Annotated in this window: 25 protein-coding genes and 1 pseudogene; 19 read left to right on the forward strand and 7 right to left on the reverse strand. The window is 33.0% G+C overall.

The genetic code is table 11. The features are described from left to right. Positions 1-182 (reverse strand): TIGR04197 family type VII secretion effector (locus BM211_RS14310; RefSeq protein WP_090998142.1); only part of this gene is annotated, 182 nt, incomplete at its 3' end. 560 nt (positions 183-742) lie between these two features. On the opposite strand from BM211_RS14310, the gene BM211_RS14320 reads away from it, so the two are divergent. Continuing rightward, positions 743-1,117, forward strand: a complete 375-nt coding sequence (locus BM211_RS14320; RefSeq protein ID WP_090998145.1) for a hypothetical protein — start codon at positions 743-745, stop codon at positions 1,115-1,117. Positions 1,118-1,489: 372 nt separating this feature from the next. On the opposite strand, the gene BM211_RS14325 is transcribed toward BM211_RS14320, so the two are convergent. Together BM211_RS14325 and BM211_RS14330 are read right to left on the reverse strand one after the other, a co-directional pair. After that, a complete protein-coding gene (locus BM211_RS14325) occupies positions 1,490-1,891 on the reverse strand; it encodes a hypothetical protein (protein ID WP_256217111.1) in 402 nt (133 codons plus the stop codon). Between the two features lie 285 nt (positions 1,892-2,176). Continuing rightward, positions 2,177-2,347, reverse strand: a pseudogene (locus tag BM211_RS14330) (site-specific integrase); the annotation flags it as partial. Here BM211_RS14330 and BM211_RS27555 point away from each other — a divergent pair. Both BM211_RS27555 and BM211_RS27170 read left to right on the forward strand, forming a co-directional pair. After that, positions 2,310-2,717, forward strand: coding sequence for a hypothetical protein (locus BM211_RS27555; RefSeq protein ID WP_371261882.1), 408 nt, complete (start codon positions 2,310-2,312; stop codon positions 2,715-2,717). The pseudogene BM211_RS14330 and the gene BM211_RS27555 sit on opposite strands and share 38 nt — an antisense overlap. Further along, entirely contained in the window at positions 2,718-2,897 is a 180-nt protein-coding gene (locus BM211_RS27170) for a hypothetical protein (RefSeq protein WP_256217112.1), read from the forward strand. A gap of 178 nt (positions 2,898-3,075) precedes the next feature. Here BM211_RS27170 and BM211_RS27175 read toward each other — a convergent pair whose 3' ends face one another. From BM211_RS27175 to BM211_RS14345, 3 genes are all read right to left on the reverse strand, one after another. After that, complete coding sequence (locus BM211_RS27175; RefSeq protein ID WP_256217113.1) at positions 3,076-3,210, reverse strand: hypothetical protein; 135 nt, start codon at positions 3,208-3,210, stop codon at positions 3,076-3,078. 104 nt (positions 3,211-3,314) lie between these two features. Then, positions 3,315-3,596, reverse strand: coding sequence for a hypothetical protein (locus tag BM211_RS14340; protein ID WP_090998148.1), 282 nt, complete (start codon positions 3,594-3,596; stop codon positions 3,315-3,317). Between the two features lie 56 nt (positions 3,597-3,652). Next, entirely contained in the window at positions 3,653-4,207 is a 555-nt protein-coding gene (locus BM211_RS14345; protein WP_090998151.1) for a hypothetical protein, read from the reverse strand. A 611-nt stretch (positions 4,208-4,818) separates the two neighbouring features. On the opposite strand from BM211_RS14345, the gene BM211_RS14350 reads away from it, so the two are divergent. Then, positions 4,819-6,777, forward strand: coding sequence for a M6 family metalloprotease domain-containing protein (locus BM211_RS14350; RefSeq protein WP_090998154.1), 1,959 nt, complete (start codon positions 4,819-4,821; stop codon positions 6,775-6,777). A 257-nt stretch (positions 6,778-7,034) separates the two neighbouring features. On the opposite strand, the gene BM211_RS14355 is transcribed toward BM211_RS14350, so the two are convergent. After that, on the reverse strand, positions 7,035-7,847 hold the full coding sequence (locus BM211_RS14355; protein WP_090998156.1) for a cytosolic protein: 813 nt from the start codon (positions 7,845-7,847) through the stop codon (positions 7,035-7,037). A 1,428-nt stretch (positions 7,848-9,275) separates the two neighbouring features. On the opposite strand from BM211_RS14355, the gene BM211_RS14360 reads away from it, so the two are divergent. The 15 genes from BM211_RS14360 (at position 9,276) to BM211_RS14430 (ending at position 26,013) form a co-directional block, all read left to right on the forward strand. Beyond that, positions 9,276-9,728: a prolyl hydroxylase family protein gene (locus BM211_RS14360; protein ID WP_256217114.1), complete on the forward strand. Its 453-nt coding sequence runs from the start codon at positions 9,276-9,278 to the stop codon at positions 9,726-9,728. An 821-nt stretch (positions 9,729-10,549) separates the two neighbouring features. Then, positions 10,550-11,290: a YveK family protein gene (locus tag BM211_RS14365; RefSeq protein WP_035436866.1), complete on the forward strand. Its 741-nt coding sequence runs from the start codon at positions 10,550-10,552 to the stop codon at positions 11,288-11,290. Beyond that, positions 11,239-11,901: a CpsD/CapB family tyrosine-protein kinase gene (locus tag BM211_RS14370; protein WP_090998159.1), complete on the forward strand. Its 663-nt coding sequence runs from the start codon at positions 11,239-11,241 to the stop codon at positions 11,899-11,901. Before BM211_RS14365 ends, BM211_RS14370 begins: the two co-directional genes overlap by 52 nt. 622 nt (positions 11,902-12,523) lie before the next feature. Beyond that, positions 12,524-14,350 (forward strand): polysaccharide biosynthesis protein, encoded by a 1,827-nt coding sequence (locus BM211_RS14375; RefSeq protein WP_090998162.1) that lies wholly within the window; start codon positions 12,524-12,526, stop codon positions 14,348-14,350. A gap of 57 nt (positions 14,351-14,407) precedes the next feature. Beyond that, positions 14,408-15,553, forward strand: a complete 1,146-nt coding sequence (locus BM211_RS14380; RefSeq protein ID WP_090998165.1) for a glycosyltransferase family 4 protein — start codon at positions 14,408-14,410, stop codon at positions 15,551-15,553. Then, a complete protein-coding gene (locus tag BM211_RS14385; protein ID WP_035436877.1) occupies positions 15,537-16,604 on the forward strand; it encodes a glycosyltransferase family 2 protein in 1,068 nt (355 codons plus the stop codon). Before BM211_RS14380 ends, BM211_RS14385 begins: the two co-directional genes overlap by 17 nt. Positions 16,605-16,614: 10 nt before the next feature. Next, positions 16,615-17,724 (forward strand): glycosyltransferase family 1 protein, encoded by a 1,110-nt coding sequence (locus tag BM211_RS14390; RefSeq protein WP_035436880.1) that lies wholly within the window; start codon positions 16,615-16,617, stop codon positions 17,722-17,724. 29 nt (positions 17,725-17,753) lie between these two features. Further along, positions 17,754-18,656 carry a glycosyltransferase family 2 protein gene (locus tag BM211_RS14395; RefSeq protein ID WP_035436882.1) on the forward strand — a complete coding sequence of 301 codons (903 nt, stop codon included), beginning with the start codon at positions 17,754-17,756 and terminating at the stop codon, positions 18,654-18,656. Positions 18,657-18,727: 71 nt separating this feature from the next. After that, a complete protein-coding gene (locus BM211_RS14400) occupies positions 18,728-19,798 on the forward strand; it encodes an EpsG family protein (protein WP_035436885.1) in 1,071 nt (356 codons plus the stop codon). Between the two features lie 72 nt (positions 19,799-19,870). Further along, entirely contained in the window at positions 19,871-20,638 is a 768-nt protein-coding gene (locus BM211_RS14405; protein ID WP_090998168.1) for a glycosyltransferase family 32 protein, read from the forward strand. Next, the gene (locus tag BM211_RS14410; protein WP_035436891.1) at positions 20,631-21,239 is read left to right on the forward strand and encodes an acyltransferase; all 609 of its coding nucleotides are present in this window, start codon (positions 20,631-20,633) and stop codon (positions 21,237-21,239) included. The genes BM211_RS14405 and BM211_RS14410 overlap by 8 nt, the downstream gene beginning before the upstream one ends. A gap of 91 nt (positions 21,240-21,330) precedes the next feature. Beyond that, positions 21,331-22,533, forward strand: coding sequence for a glycosyltransferase (locus BM211_RS14415; RefSeq protein ID WP_035436893.1), 1,203 nt, complete (start codon positions 21,331-21,333; stop codon positions 22,531-22,533). 70 nt (positions 22,534-22,603) lie between these two features. Continuing rightward, positions 22,604-23,635, forward strand: coding sequence for a glycosyltransferase (locus tag BM211_RS14420; RefSeq protein ID WP_035436896.1), 1,032 nt, complete (start codon positions 22,604-22,606; stop codon positions 23,633-23,635). A 17-nt stretch (positions 23,636-23,652) separates the two neighbouring features. Continuing rightward, positions 23,653-24,810 carry a polysaccharide pyruvyl transferase family protein gene (locus BM211_RS14425; protein WP_090998171.1) on the forward strand — a complete coding sequence of 386 codons (1,158 nt, stop codon included), beginning with the start codon at positions 23,653-23,655 and terminating at the stop codon, positions 24,808-24,810. A 12-nt stretch (positions 24,811-24,822) separates the two neighbouring features. Then, positions 24,823-26,013, forward strand: coding sequence for a glycosyltransferase (locus BM211_RS14430; RefSeq protein ID WP_090998174.1), 1,191 nt, complete (start codon positions 24,823-24,825; stop codon positions 26,011-26,013). Positions 26,014-26,015: the final 2 nt, after the last annotated feature.

Genomic DNA, 26,015 nt, shown 5'->3' on the forward strand with positions numbered 1-26,015 from the left:
AATTGTGTGGTTACATCTAAAGCTTGTTGATTTGCTTCTTGTACTTTGGAGTTGATAGATAACGTTGTACGTGATGATCTTGTTATGGATCTATTTGTGGCACTTTGAATGGCATCAGCAGCGGTACCCATTTGCGTTGCGATTTGCCTTGCCGTTTGAAAATTACTTTGAAATTTTCCCATCGCTTGCATCCTTTCTCTATATAGTTAACTATGAAAATTATACCATATTAGTAAATCATATATACATACAAATTAAAAAACCGGCATAAAAACCTCTTTCTTTTAGATGGTTGAGAGCATCTGGCCATGCATAGAAGCTGTCATGTTTCATTCGGCATAACAGCAAAGCGGAAGCGGCTCGCTCAGAACAAGAAGGGGATGGAGCATCTGACATAGAGACGCTTTTTGACTCGGCGGAAGACGCGAAGCCACCGACTGTTCTAGCCGCTGGAACTAGACAAAGATGACGGAAAATTAAAATGGATATATATAGATGGATTATATTAAGTAAGAAATTTATACTATTTTTATATTTTATTAGTATCTACTAACTGGAATTTTACATATAGATTTAAAAGAGTAATAAAAGTAAATACAATAAAAAAAGAAGAGAATAATCTCTTCTTTCACATGCTCTTTTTTTGAGAAGATTTTATAGATAAATTAACCATAATTTTACACATCCTTAATATTTAATTGTTAAAATTTTACATGTAATAACAATTAAGGGGATGATTTTAGTGGAATTGACAGTAATTGATGAACAAAAGATAACAGCGTACTTAGTGCAAGTATCGCAGCAAGATAAAAATTTCTTGTTTCATATTCGGGAAATCGATGCCAACATAGATATTAATTTTATTGATGAAAATAATAATTTTTTAACACCTGTTTCTGTTGAACTATTTCTTAGTAAACTTCTGAGCGAGGAAGAGAAAGTGAACTTTAGAAGAGTATATAGAAATATGTCGGGATTAGTATTAATAGAACCATTGACACGTGAGGAATCAATTTATGTAAGGGAAATGACAAAAGAAGAGGTTGTTGCATTTAGATACTTAGAAGATACTTTTTCACGAGACTTAATGAATAAAGAAAAAAGCCCTCTCATGTGAGAAGGGCTTTTTTCATCACACTGTTTTATATATAATAGAAGGAAGTAAAAAAATATATATTGTTATTACCAAGTAGGTGTAAATTTGATGGGTCTTATGTAAATTGGCTTAGATAATGAAGAAAGCCGCTCGTTTTTAGGTGGGCGGCTTGTTCTTTAACTCTATTCAAATGTTACGCTTGTGGTGTAGGAAGATCCACTTCACCTTCATTACTTACAATACCGCCAGTGTGTCTATATTTAATACTAATTATTTATAACAGTAGGTACTGCACTTAGGGCTACACCAACAGGTCCTAATTTTTCAATTAATTTTTTTGCCTTACCTATCAAAGTATTTATAAGCATCAACTAATACCTTTCTTGCAATTTTTTAATCAACCCCTGCCTCAATCATTTCCCTATAGCTTACATTAAATTCATAGCGTATATCAGTATCATACCCCTCAATTCTTCTTCGTTTTCGTTGCATAGCAGAAATTTTCGCATGTGGCAAACCAGAACTTGATGGTAAAAGTATTGCTTGAGCCTTCTTTTCGTTATAATCGAAGTCACCATTTTTAGCCCACTCATTTTGTATAGGGTGATGAGACTGTATTCGATTATCAGCAGCTATATTTTTACTTCCTGGAGCCCGATTAACCGCTGGACTTAAATAGCCATGTTCATCTATATCTCCTTTCTGATATCTCCAATAGTCTTTTATCAGTATGAATATAATTTCATGTAGAATTGAAAGGAAAAACAGCCACAAAGTTCCCTTAAAAACAGCCACAAAACAGCCACGGAATTAGAAATTAGTATAAAATAACGTGAAAATCAATTTTATGAAAACACTTATATATTAATGTTTTATAGTATGGTGTGAAAGCATATAAAAGGATAGGATGTGTTCCGTACGCAAGTTCATCAATGGGAACGCGATCAATATATGACTCTTTACTAAGAGTGAGAGGCCTTGATACTATTGGTATCGGGGCTTTTTTATTTGTGGGCAAAATAACTATAATTTTAGTGTTTTAAACTCATGCCCACAAAATACCCACAAATATCTAGGAAATCATTCTAAGATATTCCGCATATGTTCCTCAAATTTGGTCATTGCTTCTTGATCTAACTTCTTACTAATGTGGGAATATACATCGGCTGTAATTTGCATGCTGCCGTGTCCAAGACGTTCTTGTAAATACTTCATGCTGACACCAGCCTCAAGTTGTAATACTGCATGTGACTTATGGCAATATGCTGACAACGCAACAGGTGGTTATGTAGAAGGTGTTGGAAAGTGTGATGTAAATAAACTGATTGGCGATAAGTCACTAGAATGGTTTATCGGTAATGAACAACATCAAGAAGAATCACAACAAAATGGAGAAGAGGTACTAGGATATCTTACAACGACTGCTGATGTAGCTAATATTCGTAAAGAACCTAATGTGAATGCGCCTATCATACGTCAAGCCACAAAGGGACAAGGGCATACGTATTATGAGTGGGCTTATGATGGTTCTCATTTTTGGCACAAGGTAGCAGAAGATAATTGGATGCGAGATGATCCAGCATCTATTAACAAAGATGGTAAATCAAAAGGTGTTGTTTAGGTGAATGCTACTGATGTTAAACTTAAAAAAGGTGCATCCACAGGAGACCCAGTAATTAATAAAATTACAAAGTGTTCCGCCTATGACGTACATTACCGTTATGTGAACTGGATTTATGTAACAGGTGAATGCGTTGAAGGTTGGATGTTCTTTGGTGAATATGTTCATTGGATTAGATGATGAAGAAAGCCGGCTCTTAATTGAGTCGGCTTTTTTACTATGTATTAAACTTTAGCATTCATAAGTAACTCTTTTAATTCTTCTGTAGATAATGTGCTTTCTAACTCTTTACTTAAGTCAAGTATAGAAGTAATTCTAGTACTTTTTGTTTCATATGTATACCCCTTTTACTTAGACTCTACTTTTGTTTAGATGTGTTAAATAATCCCATAGTTTCTGCTTTTTCTTCAATCTGTTTAAGTGTATTATCGAATTGCTTAATAGCACCCTTCGACACCGCATTCGCTAATTCAGTCTTACCTGCTTCTTCCATTTTAAATGAGTCTTCTAAAATGTCTATTGCTTGAACTAACTGTTTGTGTTCTTCTACAAAGCTAGAAGGAGGAGTTAATTCTTTTAACTTTTTACAGTTTTCTTTTAGTAACGCTGAACGTTCCTCTGAAGTATATACTTAGGTTTACCAGGCTCCTGCATGAAATGTAGGACAGTAGATACATACTCTTCTGCTTGTTTATCGTCTGCTTTTACTGATTTCGTTTCTTTTACGTCTTTATCCGCTTTTACTTTCGCTGATTTATCATCTGACTTTTGTTCTACTTTCACGTCTGCTTTCTTTTCTTCGCTGTCTGCTTTGTCTGTTCCGCAACCACCTAATAACATGATTGGAAGTGCTAACGTTACAAGTTTCTTTGCTTTCATATTTCTATTACCCCTTATTAGTTGAATGATTGTATGTATAATTACAAGTTACTCTATTACTTTGTATGTTCTTCCATTTTCTTATCAAGTGCTTTGGCGTAGGCATCTTTGGTTTCTTGATTTAACTTATAAATTGCTTCTCTCCACTGTTCTCCATCTACACCTGACATATGTGGAGAACTTTTTAATACAGCTTCTTGAATCTTCAGTCCATCGTCTTTATCAGCGTCTTTTATTAACTTTGTTCCTTTTCTTGCATCTGTTATCCCTTCTTGTACGAGTTTATGAATGTCTTTGTATTTATCAGGTACTATTATATTCTCCATACGGTCTAAGGCTTCATCCATAGCGTTTGCTGTTTTAAATACATCTTTATATTTCTTATTATCTTTTGAAGCTTCTCCTAGTTTTAACAATATTTCATCCTTCTTGAATTGAAACTCTACCAGTTGCTCACAAATATAATACGGATACTGTTTTTCAGATATTACTGTTTTCGACATTGCTTTACTAGTTTCCTCAGTCTTAGGGATAGAATCTTTATCTCCTACCCCACAACCTACTAATAATAGAATAGGTATTGCTAATGATACGAGTTTCGTTGCTTTCATTATGTATACTCCTTCTTAACAGTGTTGTAATTGACTAACATATGGAACTGTAACATAAAATAAATAAACAAATATAATAACATTTTTTGTAATTAAAGGAAATCTTAGGGATTTTAATAATATGATAACATGTACTACGGTTGTAGGGAATCCCCCCCTCTGCATGCTTTTCTTCCCAATTTACCCTTATTCGACCTCTAACGTTTAGCGTTTGGGGGCTTTTTTTATGCACTTTTTTCATTTTATAGGGGTCACCATATTAAAAAAGAAAATTATACGTTTAGAAACAATTTAACCGATTCCCTGTACGTTAAGGAATCAGTTATATATTTTACTCCTTTTTAAAGAGTTTTTATCTTGTAATTAAGGTTTCTATAGAAGACATATGAAGTGTTCAGCCAATTGGAATTACAAAACAAATTCCTTTATCCATTTATAATTCCAATAAAATCATATTTCTCAACTTATTTTATTTAAACCCTTTAATTTTTTCCACAAAATGGCATTTTAGTTATGCTGTTGAATACTTTTTAAAGGGGGGAGGCGATCTTTATGAATCTATAGAGGAAACTATTTCCACATGATAACAACCACTAAAGGGAGGAAGATTTATGCAAAGAAGTTTTAAATTTCTGTTCATGTCCGTTTTTTCTTTGATTTGTGTTTTGTACTTTCAAACGAACGCTTTTGCCGCACCAGCATACGATGGAGTTGTCAAAATGGAGCAACCGTCAGGCGAATCGTTTCAAGCCACGGTGCATGGAGATGAATGGATCCATTGGGCAAGCACAAAGGATGGCGACGTACTTTTACAAGATCAGAAGGGGTATTGGAATTACGCTGAACTTACATCAGACGAACTGAAATCGACGGGGAAAAAATATAAAGTTGACAAGAAGCCTGCAAAAGCGGTGGATGAAAACAATTTGAATAAATGGATAAAGGAATACAATCCTCAAGCAAAGAAAAAACAGGAGCTCATGAAAGAATTTACGGGATCACCAGAAAATGTTGACGGAACTGTCACTCCAGTTTCAGGACCCCAAAAATTACTTGTTTTGTTAATTGGGTTTACAGATGTTGATATCGCATATAGCGAGAATGATTGGAGCAACAGATTCTTTTCTGCAAATCAAAAGTCAGTAAAGAATTACTATAATGAAGTGAGTAATGGAAAAGCACAGATCACTCCGGCATCCGAAACATATGGTACGCAAAATGATGGGGTGGTTAAAGTAAAATTAGATTACGCTCATCCGGATACATCGGGAAAAGACATTAGAACGGTTATAACAGATGCACTGGCTAAAGCTGATCCTCAGGTGAATTTTGCTAGTTTGGATACCAATAATGATCAAGTCATCGACTCTAAAGATGGCTTCTACATTGTAACTGTTCTTGCTGGCAATGAAGAGGCTAGTGGTGATCCAGGTCCTAATATTTGGGCACATAAGTGGTATGCTCCTAACACAAATCACGATGGTGTTACAGTATCAGGTCTGTATACGACGCAGGGTGAAAAACAATTTGGTCATATGGCAACGATTGGTGTCACTGCTCATGAATTGGGCCATTCCCTTGGCCTTCCAGATCTATATGGCACTAATAATCATGTGGGTGGTCTAAGTATAATGGCTAATGGAGCCTGGAATAGTCTTCAAGGAGAAGATCAGGGAGCTACACCCGATCATATGGATGCCTGGTCAAAAGTAAAATTAGGATTTGTAACACCAACTGTAGTAAATACTACCAACAATTTTACTCTAAATGCGATCCCAAATAACTATAATGTTTTAAAGATTCCTTTAAAGGATAATACGTATTTTTTAGTTGAAAATCGTGAAAAAGTTGGGTATGATGCAAGTTTGCCAACAAATTCTGGTGGCATCGCGGTTTGGCATATTGATGAATCCATGATTAATGATACTAATGACCCTCATCCTTTCATTGATATAGAGCAATCCATCAGTGAATACCAGGACCCATTCTATTACACGAATAACAATCATGCTGCTTCCTTTGGTCCAGACACCAATCCGAACAGTAATACCTACACTGGAGAAAAATCGGGAGTAACGATTACGACGACAAGCACAAGTAATTCTGCTATGAATGTAGCAGTCACAACAAAAGAAGCTAATTGGATTCCGCAAACAAACTGGACACTAAAATATGTAGACAGCTATAATTGGTACAATTTAGGTAATTATGCCTTTGATGGAAACAAAGACACGTTTTGGCATACGAGCTGGGGCCCCGCAGCTCCAATGCCGCACGAGATTCAAATCGATTTAGGCGCAACCTATAATATCTCCAAATTCAGCTACTTGCCAAGACAAGACACCCAAGTGAACGGAACGATCAAGGACTATGAGTTCTACGTTAGTAGTGATGGAGTGAATTGGGGAACAGCTGTAGCCACAGGTAACTTTACAAATGATACCACTTTAAAACAAGTCAGTTTTGCAACTAAGACAGGTCGCTATATTAAACTGCGTGCCTTAAGCGAGATAAACAATAATCCATGGACAAGTGTGGCTGAACTCAATGTATTTGGAGTGGCGCAATAATGTCTTTGTGAGGGTAGCCGTTGAAATCATTGATACGCTACCCAAAAAAGTTAGCAGCTGCTGAGAGTTTCGTTCTGGGGGGCATTATAAAATTTTAAGTTGATGGAAATGTATGGTGACCCCTTCTAAAAATATAATTTTACTCATAGAGAAATGAGTTTTCGTCTATTTGCGTCGATCTATCCCACACATATACTCAAATTGCATATTTTTCGACTTGGTGTAGGAGATGGCAATAAAAAGCCACTCCTCTTTTTTTACGCACACATGAAATCATCATCAAAGAAATATTTGTCCATTAAGTTATTTACAATCCCGTTGAAATATGCAAACTTATCATTCTTCATCTTCACCCCAGCTTTCACTTTCATAACAAACTCTTTGATTGCACGTACACCGATTTCAAGCTCCTGGTCTTTGCTAAACGCTTTATCACTTGTTGTATGATTAATAACTCTGTTACATTGTCTTACGACCTTCCGCAGTTCTGGAATTGTTTTTGATTTGGTATAAAAACAGCTTACTAAAGAAACAAAACGTTCTGGTACCCAATGAACAACAAAGTCAGCTTGTTGAATATTCTCTTCAGGTGTATTGCTATTATCATTACTATTACGTTTGTTTATATCTTTTATATTTTGTTTTAAGGAAGGAGTAGTTGTTTTATTGGTCGGACACTTTGCAGGACTTTTTACAGGTTCCTTGTCGGACATTTCTTCCACAATAGGTTGAATGATAATAGCATTAGCAGTTTGCAGCATATCAGATTTACGTTTCATGCCTAGGTCAACGAGTTTCTTCATTAAACGTTGTACAGTTTTATAAGAAACTTCCATTATATGTGCAATTGAATTTTTACACAGGAAACTAACACCTACATATTTGCAGCTGTGGCGCTTTAAAATTTCAAGTAGTGCAATAAGTTTAGAGTGTACATCGGAACGCTTAATAGACGATTTATTAATGTCTCTGTATTCACGTGCAGTTTTGTTAAGTTCTGCAATTTCTTTAAATGTAAAAAGATTGTGGCAGGAGTCTTCGGTTGCTAAAATATTGATGCGTTTCTTCATTTATATATGTCTCCCCTCAGAAACAAAAAAACGTCACCAATTTGGTAAACGTTCCCTAAATAATCCCGCATAATGTAAAATGACTCATGAGGGTACAGCAAGTGTTTACCTGGCCTACGATATATACATACTGTGCTCTTTTATTTTTATTTGAAGAAACGCCCGGTAATTGCCCGATTTCTTTTAGTGTATTTTGATTTATTTTGAGGTATCTAATTTTCGAAATGGTGATAAATCAATACTTTAAATGTATATTGATTTACATTTATGGTTTAGAGTCTGTTCCGTACGCAAGATTATCAATAGGAACGCGATCAATAGATGACTCTTTACTAAGATTAGGGAGCCTGGATACTACTGGTATCGGAGTTTTTTGTGGATAAAACATTTTTAATTTCGATAAATCATATGAAAGTTAGTTTTGATAACTAACAAAAAGCCCTAGTATACTATATTTAAAAAAGTATACTAGGGCTTTTTGTTGCTGTTTGAAAAGATAACGGCTTTCTTATCAAACATTTGTTATGACATTACAAATACAAAAGTAGATAAAAGATATTACTATATAAAGATAACATATTATAATGGCTGTGTGTTATGCAATTTTGCATAGCAACAATTTTGTATTAATTTATCGTTATAATCGAATGTTTGTATTTATATTGAAATTTAGGAGAAAAGGTGAGGGGAAGGGAAGGGGAAAACCGGTTATTCTAGGAAATTGCATGGCGTTTATGGGTATTAAAGTTTTTGTGGAAGTGTATTTTCACTGGAATCATACTTCTTACCAAACTTCTAAATGAAATGTATGGCTGAGTAGTTACTTATTTATTTAAAGCGTGGTGTGAAAGTATATAAAAAGTTAGGTTATGTTGCAGAATGCAAGTCCATCAATGGGACGTAATCAATATATGATTCTTTATCATATTTGGCGAGAAGACCTCACCTCAAGCGCGCATGAAGTGACTCCATAAAGTTAGACGGGTTATTTGGTTATGCAACGGTAGGTGGGGGTAGTTCAATAAGAATGGAAGGCCTTGATTCTGCTGGTATCCGGGCATTTTGTAGATCGAGTCAAAAAAAGAAGCCCCGGGGTATACGGGGCTTCTTAGGGCAATTTGTCAAGTAATGGCACACTTGACTAAATAAATTTAACATAAATTTTCGGAAAATAATATTGGTAAATGTGTCCAAATATAAGTAAATAAAGGGAGTTTATATTCAAATTGTTAGCTATGAAGTAATTGAGGGTGGTCTTAGCGAAGCGATAATAGATACTATATTTCAAATGTTAATTTCTGGATTTTGTATTTTCATAATTAGACATGAAACATAATCTTATTCACTATTATTAGGCATATGCATACATTAAATTAGTATCAAATAAACATATAAATTTCATGTTTAAAGAATAGAGGGGGGATGCATATGAAGAATCCTGAAAATCTGTTATATAATGAACCTTTTATAGCTTGTTATGAAAAAGTTGCAACACAAACAGAATGTCGGCAATTAATTGATGTAGCCCAAAATAATCTTCAACCATCGAAAATTATAGGACAATCAGGATTAGGAATTTCAACTGTAAGGAAATCAGACACTACTTGGCTTCAACATCATTTAAACGAACTTATTCTTCAAATATGCGAGCGCATTGCGTCTGTCGTTGGATATCCACTAAATTATGCTGAACAATTACAGATAGCAAGGTATCAAGTTGGTGGGAAATTCGATGCTCATTTTGATGCTTTCAATCCTTTGACTTCACTAGGAAAAAGGCAACTTTCAAAAAATGGACAGAGGATTATTACTGCACTTCTTTATTTAAATAATGTGAATTCAGGTGGAGAAACTTTTTTCCTATGCTTAATATTAAGATAGCTCCGTCAGAAGGAACGTTATTAATTTTTGAAAACTGTAAAAAAGATTCTGATGAACGACATTTGCTCTCGAAACATGAGGGTTGTTTAGTAAACGAGGGAGAAAAATGAATTGCAACATTATGGTTTCGCGAAAAAAATCAATATTAGGTATTATATAACAGTGTAAAAGATAGATCTCCTACTAATATGAGAGTATTGATTAGGTGGAACTTATATTTCATTTTATGGAGAGAAGACTGATCTATACTAAGAGTTTTAATCCCTTGACGCGTTCGGTGTTAAGGGGTTTTAATGTTTACTTGATATGTAAAATCATTTTAGTAAGGGGAATTATGTAAATATAAGTGAAGAAATGACATAAAACTATTCATTTTAGGTGGGCGAGAGCAGATAATCATGCATAGAAGCAGTCAGGGATTTTTTCTACCATATGCGCATTGGAAATTGGAGAGAGAAAGCGAGTACGGATTCTTTTTTTGCATAGCAGTAATCTATATGCCTAAAAATCAAAATGAATTTATATAGATAGTTATCTGTAGATTCTGTAGAAGGATTATTAGTATGGAAAGAAGTTTTATTAAATACAGAATACCAATATTGAATAGTGTTGGGATAGAAAAAAATCTGTAAAAGAGGGAATGTCTTGATAGAATATTTATGTTGACTTGTTCTGTATAAAGAACTAAAATTTATTTTAAATAGAACAATTGTGTTTTATTAAGTAGTGCTTTTATGCATGATAAACTGTGCATAATAATGATTTATGAGTGAGTTTGGTTTTAAGGGTCAGACTCATTTTTAAAAATGTAGGGGGAAACTATGGAAAAGGAAATAAATCTTAAAAATTTATTTGCTGTGATAGGAAGAAGAAAATGGGTAATTATTGCAGTTACACTAACGATTATGTTAGTGGGAGCGATTAATAGTCTCTTCTTAAAAACTCCATTATACACATCTTCTGCTAGAATACTTATTCAAGCAAATAGTGAATCTATGAATACACTTAAAGTATTGGTAAATGAACCTGTTGTAATGGAGAAAGTTGCTGCGGAATTGAAAATTAATAGGCCAGCAAGTGCGTTAAGCGGACAAATAAGTACTGAAAATGTACAAGGTTCGCAAGTTTTGAAGATAAATGTGGTTGATATGGACCCAAAAATGGCTGCTAAAATTGCAAATGTTACAGCTGCTGTTTATAAGAAAGAGGCTGCAAGAATATTAAATTTTAATAGTGTTAGCATTTTAACAGAAGCAACAGCAAATAAATACGCTGTACCAATAAACATAAATCATATCAATGCGATAATGACTGCGTTCATTGTTGGTTTAGTATTAAGTGTGGGTCTTGTTTTTCTACTTGATTCTTTGGATGATAAGATTAAGTCAGAACGAACTATTGAAAAGTTATTAGATATCCCGACTTTAGGAAGTATTTCTAAAGTGAATGAGAGTAGTATGCTAGATATATATAGTGAAAAGAAATTTACATCATTAAGGAGGATAGGCAAGTGGTTTTCAAAATCAGAAGAAAAAGAGACGAAAGTAAAAATGAAAGCCTAGTTACTCATACTGTGCCAAATTCCAAAATTGCTGAAGAATATCGTACAATTCGTACAAATCTCCAATTTTCATCTATCAATGGTAAAGATAAAACCATCGTTATTACATCTCCAAGATTTGGGGATGGAAAATCGACTATTGCCGCAAATTTGGCTGTTTCCATAGCTCAACAAGGTGAAAAAGTATTAGTAATTGATGCTGATTTACGAAAGCCGGCACTTCATGAAATATTCCAGCTTGAAAATACAATTGGATTATCAAATATTTTGAGTGAGCAAAAAGTAATGGAATCGGCTGTAAAGAAAACAGAAATTGGAGGACTACATGTATTAACAAGTGGTCCAGTCCCACATAATCCCGCTGAGTTGCTTGGTTCGATCGCAATGGAGAATTTAATTCAAAAAGTAATGGATCAGTATGACATCATATTAATTGACTCTCCACCAATTTTAGGGGTAGCAGATACAAGTATTTTAGCTGATCAATGTGATGGTGTATTGCTAGTAGTAAACTATAACCATACTAAGAATGAGGATGCAATTGAAGCTAAAAAAATACTAAATTTTACAAAAGGGAAACTACGGGGAGCTATATTAAACAACAAGGCATAGTGAATTAAAAAAGATATAAAACCATTTTTTAGGTAGGGAAGAGCATCTGGCTATGCATTGAATTGGTTGGGGAGCTTTTTTCTACCAAAACTTAGTGAAAACAAGAGAGAAGATAAGTGCAAGTCACTTTTTTGCATAGAAGAGATTTGTATATTGAAAAATCAAAATGGATTTATATAAGTTGAATAAAATGTCTTTTACAAGTCACTCATCGTCAAAATCAATAAAATTCAGTATCCAATAAAGGGAATTCGAATGATAATTGGCTACTTAATTGAGAAGTGTAAAAATGAATTTCAACTAATATATAGGAGTATCCTATAAATATAAAGTATATTTATTTAATGAGATAAAAAGATTTTAAACCGACATGTTCTTTATAAAGTACAAAGTGGTTCTTTTGAAAGATTAAATATGGTGATGTCTCCTTACCAATATCAATGGAGATACTCGGCTATACTGTGGGTTGAAATATACCTTAGATGCTAGTCGTCAAGAGTGTGGTGTGAGGGTGGGTTTGATGCCCAAATTTTATTAAAGATTTTAACTATGGGTTTTTGGAAAGATCTCATAGTTAAAAACTTTAATTTTTTTAAGTAATGATTAAAAAGGTGGGAATTATATGACGTACCGGCAAAGGTTGTCGTTATTGCTTTTAACGGATTCACTTATAGTATTAAGTGCGATTTATTTTAGTTATTTTTTTGTAAATGGTAGTTTTCGAGTTATTACATTAACATCTGTAGTTAGTTCTATCACTTTATTATGTAGCCATCATTTTTTTGCTTTTATTTATAAGTTGTATAAAAAAGCATGGGAATATGCAAGTATTGGGGAATTATTAATTATTTTTAAAGCTATTACATTTTCTATTGCAACTACAGCTTTGGTACAACAACTAGTAATACATGAAGTCTATTTTCGGTTACTTGCTATAACTTGGATGATACATGTTTTGTTAATTGGAGGATCCCGTTTTATTTGGCGGATGCTTCGGGATGCATACTTTAAAAGGGATGATACGAAAAAGAGAACTTTAATTATTGGCGCCGGTTCAGCTGGAACAATGGTGACAAGACAATTGTTACAAAACAATGAAACAGAATTATTACCTGTTGCATTTATTGATGATAATGTGAAGAAACATAATCTTGATATTCTTGGAATTCCAGTCATTGGGGGAGTAAACCAAATTGAGTCTGTTGTTCAAGAACTTAATATTGATAGTATCGTAATTGCTATTCCTTCGCTTAGTAAAAAAGGATTGAACGCTATTTTCAAAGAGTGTTCAAAGACAAAAGCTAAGACGCAAATTCTTCCTATGCTAGAAGATTTAGTAACAGGGAAAGTTTCAGTTAATGAATTCCGCGATGTTCAAGTAGAAGACTTGCTAGGACGTAGTCCGATTGAGTTGGATATGAATAGTATTTCTGAATACATAACCGATAAAGTCATTTTAGTGACTGGTGCTGGTGGTTCAATCGGTTCAGAGATTTGTAGACAAGTGGCAAAATTTAATCCAAAGCAGTTAATTTTATTAGGTCATGGTGAAAATAGTATTTACTCCATTGAAATGGAGCTAAGAGAGCTATATGGTAATATGGAGATTACATTTATTCCGGAAATTGCCGATATACAAGATAGTAAGAAAATGATGTTAGTAATGAATAAATACCGTCCAAATGTTGTCTATCATGCTGCTGCACATAAACATGTCCCATTAATGGAATATAACCCTGAAGAAGCTGTAAAAAATAATTTGATGGGAACGATGAATGTTGCACAAGCAGCAAGTTGGCACGATGTCGAGACGTTTGTTATGATTTCCTCTGATAAAGCAGTAAATCCAACGAATGTTATGGGAGCAACGAAAAGATTGGCTGAAATGATTGTTCAACATACAAATAAAATGAGTCAAACAAAGTTTGTTGCCGTTCGTTTTGGAAATGTATTAGGAAGTAGAGGTAGTGTAATTCCGTTATTCAAGAAGCAAATTCAAAAAGGCGGACCAGTTACAGTTACGCATCCTGATATGGTTCGTTACTTTATGACTATTCCAGAAGCATCGAGACTAGTTATACAGGCGGGAGCTTTAGCTGAGGGCGGAGAAATTTTCGTATTAGATATGGGAGAACCAGTAAAAATTGTTGATTTGGCCAAAAATTTAATAAAGTTATCAGGAAATTCTGTTGAAGAGATTGGAATAGAATTTACCGGAATGAGACCAGGAGAAAAGCTTTTTGAAGAGCTATTAAAAGATGATGAAATGATTGAACAACAAATTTATCCGAGAATTTATGTAGGAAAAGAAACTAATATTTATATAGAAGAAATCGAAAAGATTATTTCTACACACTCTGATTTGGATAAAGAAGAATTACGAAACATATTATTAGATTTGGCTAATAGACATAACGCTTCGAAAGTGTTAACACCAGCATTGGGTTAACGATTTGTTGAGGCTTTACTTGAATCAAGAATATAGTTAAATGGGTGCGTGATTTAATTGTCTAAGAAAGTGTTGTTTTGTGCAACAGTAGATTACCATTTTAAGGCCTTTCATTTACCATATATGAAATGGTTTACAGAACAAGGGTGGGAGGTACATGTTGCTGCAAGTGGTAATATGGACCTTCCATACGTACATAAAAAATATGATATTCCTATTCAGAGATCACCTTTTAGACTGCAAAATTTTGAGGCCTATAAGAAGCTTTCATCAATTATCAATAACAATAAGTACAGCATTATTCATTGTCATACACCTATGGGAGGAGTTCTTGCTCGCTTAGCTGCAAAAAAAGCAAGAAAACAAGGAACAAAGGTGATTTATACAGCTCATGGATTTCATTTTTGTAAGGGTGCTCCCCTTATAAATTGGCTTGCATATTATCCAATTGAAAGAGGATTAGCTTCTTATACTGATTGTCTCATAACAATCAATTCAGAAGATTATAATCTTGCGGTGAAACATCGCTTTAAAGCAAAGTGCATTGAACATGTTCATGGAATAGGCGTAGATATAGAACAATTTAAATTGGTAGAAGATGAATATAAACAAGATTTAAAAATAAAGTTTGGTTATAAACCAGATGATTTCCTAATGTTTTATGCTGCTGAGTTTAACAAAAATAAAAATCAGCAATTCTTGATTCAATCATTAGCTTTATTAAAGAATGAAGTTCCGAATGCAAAGCTTTTACTTGCAGGAAACGGTCCATTAATGGACGAGTGTAAGCAGCTGGCTGTTCATCTAGGAGTTGCAGAAATGGTTCATTTTATCGGCTATCGAACTGATATTGCTTCCTTATTATCAATGTGTGATCTCGCTGTTGCATCTAGTCTTCGAGAAGGATTGCCTGTAAATATTATGGAGGCTATGGCTTGTGGTCTTCCAGTTGTAGCTACTGATAATAGAGGGCATAGGGAGCTAATCATAGATACAACAAACGGTTATCTTGTAACACCTGGAGAGGTAGAGCTTTTTGCATCACGAATACTAGAGTGTATTCATTCAAGAACACTACGAGAAAAGATTAAGATTGAAAATGTAAATAGAGTAAAAAAATACTCGGTTGACGAAGTAGGTACTGAATTGAATAATATTTATACACAATATATGTTGAGGGATGTAAATGAAACCAAAAATTAGTGTGATAGTTCCTATATATAATGTTGAACAATACTTAAGTAGATGTTTGGATAGTTTATTATCACAAAATTTTAATGATGTAGAAATTATAGCTGTAAATGATGGTTCAACAGATGGAAGTGCAAAATTACTTTCCGATTATGCAAAAAAAGATAGTCGTATTGTGGTGATAGAAAAGGAAAATGGTGGGGTTTCTTCAGCTAGGAATGAGGGGATACGTGCAGCTAAAGGAGAATATATTGGTTTTGTTGACCCAGATGATTGGGTAGATAAAGATATGTATGAATCAATGTATAAAAGCGCAGTTGAGGAAAAAGCTGATATTGTTATGTGTACGTATATTCGAGAGTTTGGTACTCATTCAAAGATAAAAGAATTCAACCTTCCTGAAAAGGTCTGTTATCGCAATGAAGAAGTCCAATTAAAAGTTATGAGACGTTTGATTGGTCCTTTAAATGAAGAAATAGCAAATCCAGAACTTCTCGATGCATGGGGGACAGTATGGTCAAAGTTATATCGCTTAGATATTCTTAAAGAAAATAATCTTGAATTTGTAGATTTAAGCAAAATAGGGACTAATGAGGATTCCCTGTTTAATATATACGCTTTTTATTATGCAAAAACTTTTGTTTTTATAAATAAACCTTATTATCATTATTGGAGAGTAAACACTACATCAGTTACAACGTCTTATAAGCCCAATTTAATGAATCAATGGTTCAATCTTTACGGTATAATTGAAAACTTCTTAGATAATAAGAAAATGGAAAAAGACTTTTATATAGCCTTAAATAATCGGATATGTCTTGGTACATTAGGGCTCGGCTTAAACACAATAAGCAAAGAAAATAAGGGATCTACTTTGATGAAAATCAGTAGGTTGCATTCCATATTAAAGGATAAACGCATCAAAGAATCCTTTAGGCAATTTGAAATTAAATATTTTTCAATTGCTTGGAGGGTATTTTATTTTTGTGCAAAATTCCGATTCACACTAGGATATTATTTTATTTTGGTAGTAATTGATAAACTTAGAAAAATAGTTAGATAGGGGGAGAATCTTGGAACCTAATCGTATATTGCAAGTAGTGACAATCATGAATCGTGGCGGGCTTGAAACGATGTTAATGAATTATTATCGAAAGCTTGATCGCAATAAGATACAGTTTGACTTCATGGTACATAGAGAAGAAAAAGGGCATTATGATGATGAAATATTAAGTCTTGGCGGAAGAATTTATCGAATGCCGCAAATAAGACCTGGCAATTATCGTTCATATTTCAAATTACTCGATACATTCTTTCTTGATCATCCTGAATATAAAGTAGTACATTCTCATATTAACGAAAATAGCAGTTTTGTACTTGGAGCAGCCAAACGTGCGGGTGTTCCTTGCCGTATTGCGCATAGTCATTTAAGTGATTTGGGTATAGATATAAAGCTACCATTTCGTTTGTATGCGAGATTTTCTATGAAGGATAATCCTAACAAGTATTTTGCATGTTCAAAAAATGCAGGCCAATGGTTATTTGGACGGAAAGTATGTGAATCTAAGGAAGTAACTGTTCTGAACAATGCAGTTAATGTAGAGGAATTTAAATATGATGAAGAAATTAGGAAGCAAATAAGGAAAGAAATAGGTGCAGAAGATAAATTAGTATTAGGACATATCGGAAGATTTAATAAGCAAAAAAATCACGATTTCCTAATTGATGTGTTTAAAGCTGTGCACGATAAGAATCCTAATTCCCTGCTTGTTATGGTAGGAGATGGTCAATTACGACCATTGGTAGAAAAGAAGGTAGCTGCCTTAGGGTTATCGTCTCATGTAAGGTTTTTAGGAGTTAGAGGAGATATATCATTCCTTATGCAAGGGTTCGATTTATTTCTGTTTCCTTCGCTATTTGAAGGATTGCCTGTTGTACTGGTTGAAGCGCAGGCTGCTGGCTTAAAATGTGTTGTATCCGATACGATAACTGATGAAACGGATGTGTCAGGTCGAATAGAATTTGTGGGCTTAAAGGAAACGCCAGAGGTATGGGCAGAAAAAATTCTTACTTCATCATATGACCATGAAGATACGTCCGGTTTATTACGTAAAAACGGATATGACACTGCTACGATGGCGAAATGGCTAACGGATTATTATTTAAATCATAGTTACATGTAAAACAAACTTAGATTTCTGGAGGTTTTGTGATGGGTCATACTTTAACTGTCTTTACACCTACATTTAATCGTGCGTATACACTACATCTATGCTACGACAGTTTGAAAAGACAAACTTCTAAAGACTTTATTTGGTTAATTATTGATGACGGATCTACGGATAACACAAAAGAACTTGTGGAAAAGTGGATTTCAGAGGAATTAGTTCCAATTCGTTATCACTATCAAGAAAATCAGGGAATGCACGGGGCTCACAATGCAGCTTATGAATTAATTGACACAGAACTCAATGTTTGTATAGACTCCGATGATTATATGGCTGATGATGCTGTGGAGAGAATCCTTTCCTTTTGGGAACAAAATGGAAGTGATCGTTATGCTGGTATAGTAGGATTGGATGCTAATCAAAATGGAGAAATTATCGGAACAAAAATGCCGCCAGGTTTAACGGCATCTAAACTTTCAGATTTATATGTGAAACATAAAGTAAAAGGCGATAAAAAACTTGTATACAGATCCGAACTGACACGAAACTCCCCGCCGTATCCAGTTTTTCCAGGGGAAAAGTATTGCCCACTTAGTTATAAGTATATTGTTATTGATCAAGAATGTCCTTTACTTATAATGAATGAAGTGTTGTGCTTTGTAGAATATTTAGATGATGGGTCAAGTATGAACATTATTAAGCAATATAAGAGAAATCCACGTGGGTTTTCTTTTTTTAGAAAAATCGCTATGCAATATGCACCTTCATTTAAAGATAAATTTCGAGAATGTATGCATTATGTGTCTAGTAATTTGATAATAAAAAACTATGGGTTTTTAAAAGAGTCACCATGTAAATGGACTACTTTCCTAGCAACACCATTTGGTTTTTTACTTTATTGCTATATTTTGAACACACATAAAGCTACTGTTTTGAAAAGTAAATAAAACAAAGAGAGGTATAGGTAGAAAGAATAGGTATATAGTTATATACGCTTAAGATGTGGAAGTGATTGGTAATGACTGAATTATGGTTGAATCTTGCTTTAGTTTATTTCTTTTCTTTTTTTGCAAGGTATTTTTCTAAACCGGTTATTATGAGAGGATCTTTTATCAAACCAAATAAATTTTTAACATTTTGTGCCATGACAACTTTAATATTAGTATCTGGCCTCCGTAATAATATTGGAGATACTTTTGCCTATATGCATTCATATGCCACCCTCAATTTTAGCTGGGAAACTATTAAGTCGGAAAAGGATCTTGGATTTAATATTTATCAAATGTTTTTACAAAATTTTTCCCATGATCCGCAACTTCTGATTTTTGTAACAGCATTAATTACAAACTTATTAATCGTGCTTGTTTTATATAAACATGCAAGAATGCTTGAGTTAAGTTTATATGTCTATATAACAGGTGGTATGTTTTTAACTTCAATGAATGGAATAAGGCAATTTTTAGCAGCTGCAATTGTATTTGCTGCAACAAAATATATATTTGAAGGTAATTGGAAAAAGTATATTTTAATTATCCTACTTGCATCAACTGTACATCAGACTGCGCTTATCCTCATTCCTATTTATTTTATAGTTAGGAAAGAAGCCTGGTCAAAGCAAACGTATATTCTTCTCGTTTGTGCGGTACTTATCGTAATAGGATTTAATCAATTTATGGATGCTTTATTTGCGGTTATAGAAAATAGTCAATATAGTGAGTACAAAAACTTTTCTGAGGGCGGTGCAAATATACTTAGGGTTATTGTTTATGCCGTACCAATTATTCTCGCTTACTTAGGAAAAGATAGATTAAGAGAGTTGTTTCCTCAAAGTGATGCTGTTGTAAATATGTCTATATTAGGGCTTGTCTTTATGATTATTTCAACACAAAACTGGATATTTGCTAGATTTTCTATTTATTTTGGATTGTATCAACTTATATTAATTTCTTGGGTTGTAAAATTATTTAGGGAAAAAGATCAAAAGCTTATTTATTATGGTATTTTATTATTCTATATTATGTATTACTACTATGAATGTGTAGTAAGCCTTGCAGGCGTTGGATATGGAAGTGACTTTATAAAACTTTAGAACTATATTCGAATAAGTATAACGAATATAGCATAAAAAGGGGACTTCCTACTTTAAAGAGGAGGCTTTAAAGTGAAAAAACTTGAAAAAATACCCAGGACTATACATTATTGCTGGTTTGGAGGAAATGAAAAACCTGATATTGTCAAAAGATGTATAGAGAGTTGGAAAAAGAATCTCCCAGACTATGAAATAATAGAATGGAATGAAGATAATTTTGATATAAGCTGTAATTCATATGTAACAGAGGCATACAAATCTAGTAAGTTTGCATTTGTAAGTGATTATGTTAGAGTACATGCTTTATATTATTATGGCGGTATTTATTTGGATACTGATGTGGAAGTATTTAAATCTTTTAATAATCTATTGCATCATGATTCATTTTGGGGATTTGAACAAGAAAATTACATAGCTACAAGCACAATAGGAGCGGCTAAAGGAAATAAGCTTATAAAAACATTCCTAGATTCATACGAAGAAAAGGGTTTCATTAAAGAGGATGGTACTTACGATGATTTGACGAATGTGGCTATTGTGACAGAGATATTAAAAAATTTAGGTTTAAAAACAGATGGAGAGTATCAGGAAATAGAAGGGATAGGAACCTTCTATCCACAAACATATTTTTCACCATATGACTATATTAATTGTAGAAAATTTATAACGGAAAATACATATGCCATGCATCATTTTCATAAGAGTTGGTTACCAGCTAAAGCGCGGGTGAAGGGTAAAATAAAATTAATTTTAGCAAAAATTATAGGTGGAGATAATATTGCTAAGTTAAGGCAACGTGCGGGGCGAAAAGAAGTTTTTAAGGAGAAAATGCATGATTAATATATTTAAAAAAATATTCCAGACGCTAGTTACAGAAAGTCGTAACAGAGGGTTATATTTTGCAGTGTTGATGAATATTTCACATTTAATCGGTGTATTAAGAGGCGCTTTCTATAAGTTAATATACTTCCGTAATATAAATTGCTCAATCTTTGCACTTCAAACAAAAAGTAGGATAGAGATTTTTAATAAGCATTCAAAAATCAATATTGGAAAATTTGTGTTTGTCAGAAGAAATACGAGTATTCGTATTGATTTTAATGGGGTACTAAATATAGGCGAGAAAGTATTTATTAATGATAACTGTAACATTAATTGTATCAATAAAATATCAATTGGAAAAAACACAAAGATAGCTCCTAATGTAAGTATTAATGACCATGATCATAATTATAAGAACATTGAAGATAGTCATTTAATAAAGGGTGAAGTAAAGATAGGAGAGAATGTTTGGATTGGTTCTAATGTAGTTATATTGAGAGATACGTTTATTGGCGATAATACTGTGATAGCCGCTGGCAGTGTTGTAAAAGGAGATATTCCTTCAAATACGCTGTTTGTAAATAAACGAGAAAACGTATGTATCAATCGCACTAGTTGAAGCGGTTCATGTGAAAGTGTCGTCTATATACTTTCATAATGTATAATGATTTCACTTAAATCAAGAACAAAATATGAACGCGGGGAATTACATGAAAAAGAATATTTTAATTTCTATTTATGATATGGAAATCGGCGGTGCGGAAAGAAGCCTAATTAATATGTTAGAGACCTTTGACTATGACAAATATAACGTAGATTTACTTATATTAAATCACACAGGAGATTTCATACATTTAATTCCTAATAAGGTTAATGTGTTACCGCAAATAGGTAAATACACTGTATTTAGAAAATCTATTAGACAATGCATACAAGAAGGCTATTTTTTAGCACCATTTATAAGAATAGTAAGCAAGTATATCGCAGGCAGGAAATCAAAACAAAAGCAATTTAAAGAAGGATCAGGATACATTCAGATGCAGCTTGTTTCAAAATATGTATCACATTTCTTGCCTAAACAGAAAAAAAAGTATGACTTTGCAATTAGTTATGCATGGCCACACGATATTTTAGCTGATAATGTAAATGCTGATAAAAAAGTAGCTTGGATCCATACAGATTACAGTACGCTAGAAATTGATAATGAAATAGATCTTGCTATGTGGAATAAGTATGACTATATTGCATCTATATCGGATGAATGTACAAAAACGTTCTTGACTGTATACCCATCACTGAAAGAGAAAATCTTGCTTATAGAAAATATTACTTCACCAGAGTTTATTCGGAAAATGGCTGATAATGTTGTAGATTTTAATAAGGAAGATAATTGCACTTTTAATATCGTATCGGTTGGAAGATTGTCCTACGCAAAAGGGTTTGATCGTGCTATAAAAGCACTTAAAATTTTGCATGACAAAGGATTTAATAATATAAAGTGGTATGTGATAGGATATGGCTCAGATGAAACTACTCTTAAAGAACTTATAGAAAAGAATAATTTAGAAGATAGTTTTATACTATTAGGCAAGCAAGCCAATCCATATCCATATATGAAAGCATGCGATTTATACGTGCAGCCGTCTAGATACGAGGGAAAAGCAGTTACGGTTACAGAGGCTAAAATACTTGAGAAACCTATATTGATTACGAATTATCCTACTGCAGGTAGTCAGTTGGAAGATGGAGTAGAAGGTATAACATGTGATTCAAGTATTGAGGGATTAGTTAAAGGAATTGAAACTCTATATAAAGATGATAAGCTCAGAAATACATTGATTCATCATCTAAAAGGTAGAGATTATAGTAATAGCTATGAGTTAAATAAATTATATAAAATTATAGAAACCTAAAACAAATTATTTAGGAGATAATAATTGGTTATTATAATGCAGGGTTTCCTGGTAGAGGCGGGATTTAGGCATGAGCATAAAAGTAAGTGTAATAATACCGGTTTATAATGCAGGAAAATATATTACACAGTGTGTGGAATCACTTTTAAATCAAACACTAGAGCAATGTGAATTTATATTTATTAATGATGGTTCGACGGACAATAGTAGCGAAGTTATTGAGAGTTATAAAGAACTAGATCGTAGAATAATACTTATAAATCAAGAAAATCAGGGTGTAAGTATTGCAAGGAATAAAGGATTGAGTGTAGCGACTGGGGAATATGTTGGATTTGTTGATGCTGATGATTACATAGAGAGAGATATGTATGAAATATTATATAACTCTGCAAAGCAAGTTGATTGTGACGTAGTTATATCAAATATTAACGGCGAAATGGACGGACATAAGGTAGCAATAAAATATCCATTTCCAGTAGATACTGTTCTTAAAAAAGAATATATAGATCAAGAGCTATTGCCTTATTTTCTTAAGACAGATCATTTAAATACTGCTGTGAATAAAATTTATAAAACCAAAATAATAAATGAAAATGATGTGAAATTTCCAGAGAAAGTTGCGTTAGGAGAAGACGGTATGTTTAATATCGAATTCTTTAGTAATGCAACTAGTATGAAATATATAAATTATGCTGGATACCATTATAGAGAGGTAACTGGTAGTGCTACTAGAAATATAGTAGAAAAAGATTATTTTAAGAGGGCTATGGAAGTGTATAACATGGACTTGCCACAAACATATACTGATAAGGTCGACAAAGTAAGGGCCCATCAGCTAAAATCAATAAAATTTATAAACAGTGTAATGTCTTATATATATATTTATTTTACTCCATCTAAAAAGGTAAGTTTTAGTACGAGGTATAGATATGTAAAAAATATGATTCGAAATAAACATGTACAAGAGGCATTACCTGTTTATTGTAGCGAAAATTACAGTGAATTAGGAAGATATGAAAAAGCTGTAATAAACATGATGAGAAAAAAGTTAACAATCGGACTATATTGTGCAGTTGCTTACAGTAGATTTCGAAGTAAATAATATTGGGAGAGTTTAAAATGAAAATTATGATGTTTGCCCATGGAGGCAGTTTAAATAGAGGATGCGAAGCAATCGTTCGTTCTTCTACGAATATTATAAAAGAAAAAATAGATGATACAAAAGTGTACTTAGTATCAAGTAAACCAGAAACGGACAAGATAATTCCCCAATTGGATGAAATATATGAAGGTTCTAGCAGTAGTATAAAGAAGTATTCTTATGATTGGTGGATGGCTTTACTTAAAGTAAAGTTTTTGAATGATGAATCTTATGCATTAGCTAAAATGGAAAATAACATTATTAAACGTATAAAAGATGTAGATGTATGCTTATCTATAGGTGGGGACAACTATTGTTATGGAGAGCAGCCCGCATTGTATGAGATAGATAGAAGAGTAAAGGCACAAGGGAAAAAATTAGTTTTATGGGGATGTTCTATCGGTGAAGAGGACATGTCTAAGAAAAAATTAGAAGACTTAAAGTTGTTTGATGCAATATTAGCTCGTGAAAGCCTTACTTATAATATGTTAAAAAGTAAGGGGCTCAATAATGTTAAATTATGTGCTGATCCGGCATTTACTATGGCCAAAGAGGAACTAGACCTTCCTAAGGGATGGCAAGAAGGAAATACAGTTGGATTAAACTTTAGCCCACTTGTATGGGAGAGAAATAAAGATTCCCAAGCTGCAGTAAGAGAATTAATAAATCATATATTAAATACTACAGATTCAACAATTGCTCTTACACCTCATGTAATAATGGATGGAAATAACGATTATGAAGTTTTATATAAATATTATGAGGAATTCAAAAATACTGGGCGAGTAATCATACTTCCAAATGATTTAAATGCAATACAATATAAGGGATATATTGCTAGAATGAGATTCTTCATAGGAGCTAGAACACATGCGACTATAGCAGCTTATTCGAATTGTGTTCCGACTATGGTGTTAGGGTATAGCATAAAGTCAAAAGGAATATCGAAAGATATATTTGGAGAAGAAAAATTAGTTTTAGGGTTAGAAGAGATATCAAGCAGTGAGAAATTAAAGGCTAAATTTGATGAAATGGTAAGCGAAGAAATACAATTGAGACAAACATTACAGAAATCTATCCCTAATATAAAGAAGATGTCGTATAAAGCAGTAGAATATTTAACTGAACTAGTTTAGTGAGGTGTATCAATGAAAAAGAATTTGTTATTTGTTATACCTAGCTTAACAGCTGCTGGTGGAGAAAAGAGTTTAGTGAATTTATTATCTCAAATAGATTACAATTTATATAATGTTGATTTGTTTTTATTAAAACATGATGGAATGTTTATGGAATTTGTACCAAAAGAGGTACAAATTCTATCACTTCCAGAAACTTATCACTTATTTACTTTACCATTATTTAAATCTGTTAAGCAGCTTATTGTAAAAGGTAAAATGACACTAGCATATAACCGAGTTATGTTCTCTATAAGAAATAGAAATGCTAGAAATATATCAATAAGAGAACAATATAACTGGAAATATTTTTCTAAATCCTTGGATAATATCCCTAAAACATATGATGTTGCAATCGGATTTTTAGAAAAAACTTCTACATATTTTTGTGTAGATAAAGTAAATGCTTTTAAAAAAATAGGATGGGTTCATATTGATTATGACAAATTAGGTATGGATCCAAATTTTGATATTGATTATTTTAAAAAATTAGACCATATCGTTACTGTTTCGGAAGAATGCGCAAATACATTGAAGAATAGGTTCCCAAGCCAAAAGAATAAAGTAGGGGTTATATATAATATCGTTTCACCGACAATGATAAATAAAATGGCAAATCAAAGTAACACTGATGTGTATGATAGGAAGGAAAATGAAATTGTACTTCTTTCTATAGGAAGATTACATTATCAGAAAGGTTTTGAGTTGGCTATAGAATCTTGTAAAAAACTAATAGACAGAGGATATAACATAAAATGGAATATTATCGGTGAAGGAGAAGAGAGGGAGAAACTAACTAATTTAATTAAAGAAAATAAATTAGAAGGAACTTTTCGTTTATTAGGCTTAAAGTCCAATCCATATCCATATATAAAGCAAGCCGATATATATATACAAACATCTAGATTTGAAGGAAAGTCTATCGCAATAGATGAAGCAAAAATATTAAACAAACCTATAATTGTAACTAATTTTAGTACAGCAAAAGATCAGATAAATGATGGCATAGACGGCCTAATTGTAGATATGGATGCAGATGCTGTTGCAAATGGGGTTGAAAAACTTGTAAAAGATAGAGGTTTAAGAGAACAATTAGAATATAACTTATCCCAATTGAAATTAGGAACAGAAGGAGAAATAAATAAGCTGTATGAGACTTTTTAGTG

It is taken from the genome of Bacillus sp. 491mf, from assembly GCF_900112415.1.
GTDB lineage: Bacteria > Bacillota > Bacilli > Bacillales > Bacillaceae_G > Bacillus_A.

Bases quoted from the DNA above. Each gene is read 5' to 3' on its own strand.
- BM211_RS27555 (WP_371261882.1), top strand. From the start codon at position 2,310: ATGCTGACACCAGCCTCAAGTTGTAATACTGCATGTGACTTATGGCAA.
- BM211_RS27175 (WP_256217113.1), bottom strand. From the start codon at position 3,210: ATGGAAGAAGCAGGTAAGACTGAATTAGCGAATGCGGTGTCGAAGGGT.
- BM211_RS14340 (WP_090998148.1), bottom strand. From the start codon at position 3,596: ATGAAAGCAAAGAAACTTGTAACGTTAGCACTTCCAATCATGTTATTA.
- BM211_RS14345 (WP_090998151.1), bottom strand. From the start codon at position 4,207: ATGAAAGCAACGAAACTCGTATCATTAGCAATACCTATTCTATTATTA.
- BM211_RS14350 (WP_090998154.1), top strand. From the start codon at position 4,819: ATGCAAAGAAGTTTTAAATTTCTGTTCATGTCCGTTTTTTCTTTGATT.
- BM211_RS14355 (WP_090998156.1), bottom strand. From the start codon at position 7,847: ATGAAGAAACGCATCAATATTTTAGCAACCGAAGACTCCTGCCACAAT.
- BM211_RS14360 (WP_256217114.1), top strand. From the start codon at position 9,276: ATGAAGAATCCTGAAAATCTGTTATATAATGAACCTTTTATAGCTTGT.
- BM211_RS14365 (WP_035436866.1), top strand. From the start codon at position 10,550: ATGGAAAAGGAAATAAATCTTAAAAATTTATTTGCTGTGATAGGAAGA.
- BM211_RS14375 (WP_090998162.1), top strand. From the start codon at position 12,524: ATGACGTACCGGCAAAGGTTGTCGTTATTGCTTTTAACGGATTCACTT.
- BM211_RS14385 (WP_035436877.1), top strand. From the start codon at position 15,537: ATGAAACCAAAAATTAGTGTGATAGTTCCTATATATAATGTTGAACAA.
- BM211_RS14395 (WP_035436882.1), top strand. From the start codon at position 17,754: ATGGGTCATACTTTAACTGTCTTTACACCTACATTTAATCGTGCGTAT.
- BM211_RS14400 (WP_035436885.1), top strand. From the start codon at position 18,728: ATGACTGAATTATGGTTGAATCTTGCTTTAGTTTATTTCTTTTCTTTT.
- BM211_RS14410 (WP_035436891.1), top strand. From the start codon at position 20,631: ATGATTAATATATTTAAAAAAATATTCCAGACGCTAGTTACAGAAAGT.
- BM211_RS14415 (WP_035436893.1), top strand. From the start codon at position 21,331: ATGAAAAAGAATATTTTAATTTCTATTTATGATATGGAAATCGGCGGT.
- BM211_RS14420 (WP_035436896.1), top strand. From the start codon at position 22,604: ATGAGCATAAAAGTAAGTGTAATAATACCGGTTTATAATGCAGGAAAA.
- BM211_RS14425 (WP_090998171.1), top strand. From the start codon at position 23,653: ATGAAAATTATGATGTTTGCCCATGGAGGCAGTTTAAATAGAGGATGC.
- BM211_RS14430 (WP_090998174.1), top strand. From the start codon at position 24,823: ATGAAAAAGAATTTGTTATTTGTTATACCTAGCTTAACAGCTGCTGGT.